This window comes from Streptomyces capoamus, assembly GCF_014654935.1.
GTDB lineage: Bacteria > Actinomycetota > Actinomycetes > Streptomycetales > Streptomycetaceae > Streptomyces > Streptomyces capoamus.
Genome location: NZ_BNBF01000027.1, coordinates 30,796 through 35,519, shown reverse-complemented (window position 1 = coordinate 35,519; position 4,724 = coordinate 30,796). Strand labels below are relative to the sequence as shown.

At 70.7% G+C, this 4,724-nt stretch carries 3 protein-coding genes; all 3 read left to right on the top strand.

Going from position 1 to position 4,724, the window contains the following annotated elements:
• The coding region (ahpD, locus tag IE312_RS42740; RefSeq protein WP_229900681.1) for an alkylhydroperoxidase, AhpD family at positions 1–355 on the top strand (355 nt) is incomplete at its 5' end.
• A 327-nt stretch (positions 356–682) separates the two neighbouring features.
• Positions 683–1,222, top strand: coding sequence for a hypothetical protein (locus IE312_RS31905; RefSeq protein WP_229900680.1), 540 nt, complete (start codon positions 683–685; stop codon positions 1,220–1,222).
• Positions 1,223–1,513: 291 nt separating this feature from the next.
• The coding region (locus IE312_RS31900; RefSeq protein WP_229900679.1) for a hypothetical protein at positions 1,514–4,724 on the top strand (3,211 nt) is incomplete at its 3' end.

Below are 4,724 nucleotides of genomic sequence, written 5' to 3'. Positions count from 1 at the left end.
GTCGCCGGAGGCGTACCAGGCCGCCAAGGCGGCCGCCGCCGTCATGGCGATGAACAACGTCTTCTACCGCACCCGGCACCTGCTGTCCGACCACGAGTACGGCACCCTGCGCGCGGGCCTGCGGATGAACGTCATCGGCAACCCGGGCGTGGAGAAGGTCGACTTCGAGCTGTGGTCGTTCGCGGTCTCCGCGATCAACGGCTGCGGCATGTGCCTGGACTCGCACGAGCAGGTGCTGCGCAAGGCCGGCGTCGAGCGCGAGACCGTCCAGGAGGCGTTCAAGATCGCTTCCGTGGTGCAGGCGGTCGGCGTCACGCTGGACGCCGAGGCGGTGCTGGCCCAGCCGGCCGAGTGACCCGCCAGGTCGTCGATACCGCGGCCCCCGCCCACCCTTCCGGTGGGCGGGGGCCGTTCCGCTTCCCGCGTGAGCTGTCCCACTTTTCCGCCCGCGCAACGGGACCGTGCGTGACCGGACGGCCGGGCGTTTGCCTGGTTCCTCCGCCCTGGAGCACAAGGACCCACGCGGAGCGTCATAACGGAACGTAAAGATCCGTTTTGCTCGCACAAATCTTCAGGACAGCTTAAGAGCAGTCTGGTTGGCTCCCTGCGACCACCACGCACAGCTCGCCCCCGGTCCTCTGTCGCACCGCGGGGTGACCTGGATCATTCCTCAGGGGGAACCATGTCCGTGCGCAGCCACCTTTCCGCGAAGTCCGCGCTTCTCGCGGCCGCGGCCACCGTCGGCTTGCTGGGGCTGACCACCTCGCAGGTCGCCGCGGCCGACCGCCCGGTGCCCAGCATCTCGGCGGCGGCCGACCAGCACACCAGGGCCGTCGTCGCGGCGCAGCCCGACGCCGCGGCCACCTTGGGGAACGTCTGCGGCACCGGGTACAAGGTCTACAAGGCGGAGCAGCTGCCCGACGCCACCCGCAGGGGGACCCTCTTCGTCTACATCAAGGGCGACAACCCCGCGAGCAACGACACCCCCACCTGCGCCATCCTCGACAACAACACGGGCGGCGCGAAGTGGATGAAGATCAAGCTCTGCTCGAACTACACGGCCGACGGCTGTGCGAGTGACTCGGGCACCTTCAGCGAGTACGCCGGGCCGGTCTACCGCGCCCGCGGCGGCTGCGGCGAGGTCACCGCGCTGATGAAGAACAGTTCGAGCTCGAGCACCTACATCATCAACGCGGTCCGCGACTCGACGAACTGCAACTAGACGGCCCCGCATCAGCCGTAAGCCGGGGTCCGCACACCCCTGACGGCGTGCGGACCCCGTCGCGCCCCTCCCGGCCGGAGCCCTCACCGCCTGCGACCCCACCGACCACCGGTCCGGGCGGCTGCTCGGCGTACCCGTGTCCCGGCCGGCCGGCCGCATCCCACTCCCGTCCGCCGCGACTCGTTCCCGAGGCGGCGGACGGGTCAGCCGTGCCCGCGAGGGCGCGGAACCACTCAACGGAAAACGGGGAAAGCTTCCTTGAGACTCACCAGACGAAGGCGCGCACCCGTCGTGACCGTCCTGGCCTGCGCCGCCCTCACCGGCGGACTCCTCCAGGCCATGCCGGCCGGCGCCGCGCCGAACCCCCCTCCCGCCCCGCACCCCACCGCCCCCGCGGCGCCTTCGGGCGGGGTGAAGGACCCGGGCAAGAAGCTCGGCCAGGGCTGGCGGACCAGCCCCGACCGCGCGGTGACGGCCGCCGCCGACGCGGACGGCCTGCACCTGCTCGTCGCCGACAGCGGCAAGGCGTACGCGTGGAAGACCGCCGCCGTACTGTCCGAACCGGGCCTGCCGGCGGATTCGTGGATCGGCAACCAGTGCCTGATGGACCATGACCACGCGGCCGTCGTCTACGCGCCGCGCAGCTTCACCAACAAGCCCGACCTGATGCAGGGCGGCGCCTTCACCGCCGTCGTCGACCTGACGACCGGTCATGTGAAGAAGCTGCCGTTCACCGCGTCGCTGGCCTACTTCGACCCGTCGTGCAACACGACGACCCACCGTGCGGCCTTCACCGCGTTCCGGGACATGAACGACGCCGCCCGCACCCGCACGCGTGTCGTCACCGTGGACGTGTCGGGGGCGACCACGGGTACGGCCGCCACGAAGGGCGAAGTCACCAGCGCCGTTCCGGTGCGGGACGGCACGGTGGCCGCGCTCGGCAGCCACCTGGTGCACCTCGACCGCTCCGGCAGGGTGAGGAAGCTCGCTGACGCGGACGGCGCACCGTTCGACATCCGGCCCGTCACCGACGGCAGGATCGCCTTCGTCGACCGCAAGGGCGACACCACGGCGCACGCCAAGCTGTACACCGGGGGCCGCAAGCCCCGCAAGCTCGCCACGGGCAGGCTCGGCGACCTCGGCCTCGTGCAGGGCGACGCCGGACGGGTCTTCCTCACCGGCCACCCCAAGGGCGCCGCCGCCACCGCGGGAACCGGTGTCACCCGCGTCGCCGCACCGGCCGGCATCGACGTCTCCTCCCACGGCCGTCTCGCCGTCGAGCCGGTCCTCACCCCCGGCGTGCGCGCGGGTCTGGCCCACATCAAGGGCGCGGGCAAGGGCTTCACGAGGACCGAGGAACCCCGCCCCGCCCAGGCCGCCACGCCCGCCGAGGCCGGCGCGGAAGCCGTGACGGTGACCAGTACCGCCACCGCCACCGCCACCAGGCTCACGCAGAGCGTGGGGCAGTCCGCCGACGACGGCTCGGGCCGGAACCCGTCACCCGTCCTCGTCGGCACCGGCGGCAGGCACACCAAGGCGGCGCACACCGTGACCGCGGCCGGCAACGCCACCGACCCGACCGACGGCGACCGCTGGTGCTCGGTGTCCCGCAACGACGTGGCCGTGCAGGCACTGCAGCCGACGTCGAACCAGGTCGAGTGGGCCGTCGACATGGCGGTGCGCGGCAACCTGAGCGCGAGCTACATCCGCCAGGGCAGCTACCGCGACCAGGCCGGCCTGGGCACCGTCGACCCGCAGGCGATCTTTCCGCTGCCGCAGCTGACCGGCGGCGGCAGGATCCCCGCCAACGTCCTGCTCGGCATCATGGCCCAGGAGTCCAACCTCTGGCAGGCCGAGGGCGGTTCGATCCCCGGGCAGATGGGCAATCCCCTCGCCGCGGTGGACGGCTACTACGGGCACAAGGCCGACGACAACGACCCCGCCGCCTACTGGCAGATCAACTGGGACAAGTCGGACTGCGGCTACGGCGTCGGGCAGGTCACCGACGGCATGCGGCTGGCCGGGCACGAGAAGACCGGCGAGAAGAGCCTGTCGCCCTCCCTGCAGAAGCTGATCGCGGTCGACTACGCGTCGAACGTGGCCGCGTCCCTCAAGATCCTCGCCGACAAGTGGAACGAGGTCCACAAGGCCGGCCAGAAGGTCACCGTCAACAACGACGACCCGTCCAAGGTGGAGAACTGGTTCACCGCGGTCTGGAACTACAACCTCGGGTTCAACCCGCCCTCGGAGGCCTCCCAGCATGGCGGGCACTGGGGTCTGGGCTGGTACAACAACCCGGCCAACCCCATCTACGCCAAGGGCTGGGGCCGCCCGTTCATGAACACCGACGTCGACCCGTACGCCGTCAAGGACGCCGCGCACCCGCAGGACTGGCCGTACGAGGTGAAGGTGATGGGCTGGGCCGCCTGGTCCATCGACACCGGGTACTCCTACGCCACCTCCGGCCGGCAGGACTGGCCGGGTGAGTCGGGCTTCTCCTCCGCGGGCTTCCGCCCCGCCTACTGGAACGGAACGGACCTGCCCTACCTGTACGAGGGCAGCGCGCGGTACAACCGCGTGCACGTCCAGCCGCCGCTCGACACGTTCTGCAACTCCAAGAACAACTGCAACCCCGACACGCCTCCGGACTGCCCGGACGCCGAGTGCTACGCGAAGTACTGGTGGAACCAGAGCAGTACGAGCTGGAAGTCGGATTGCGCCACCACCTGCGGCTTCGAGAACATCAAGTACCAGTCGCTGGTGCCGGAGCCGCAGCGAGGCTACCGTCTGCAGACCGGCACGCCGGTGTGCGACGCCCCGTCCGGGGCCAAGGTCGTCACCTCCATCCCGGACAAGACGCCGACGTGGAGCGCGTGCGGCAACGCGTCGTCCGCGGGAAGCTTCGCCTTCAAGTTCAACCCGGGCACGGAAGGCCGCTACGAGGCGAAGGCCGACCTGCACCAGGTGGGCGGCGGTTACGGCGGCCACTACTGGTACACGCACACCCGCGACACCGCCCACTTCGGCGGCGCCAACGGTTACCTGACCATCGACGGCACCTGGACGCTCGGCCAGAACCTCGACTGGGCACGGGTCCTCGTGCACCTGCCCGACACCGGTGCCCAGACCCGGCAGGCCGCGTACAAGGTGCTCGGCACGGACAGCATCAGCTCCCAGCGGGTCGTGCTGCAGCGCGCGGGCGGCTGGGTCAGCCTCGGCGCCTTCCACTTCACCGGCACCCCGCGGGTCGAGCTGTCGAACACCACTGACGACGGCACTGCGGACGAGGACATCGCCTGGGGCGCCGTCGCCTTCCAGCCCCTCCCGGGCAAGCCCGCCAACTCCGTCGTCGCGATGGGCGACTCCTACTCGTCGGGTGAGGGAGTCACCGGGGACGACGGGGTGGACCTCTACCCGGAGACCGACCACCCCGACAAGCAGAACAAGAACGGGATCGACAAGTGCCACCGCTCCAAGCTGGCCTGGTCGAGGCAGGCGACCC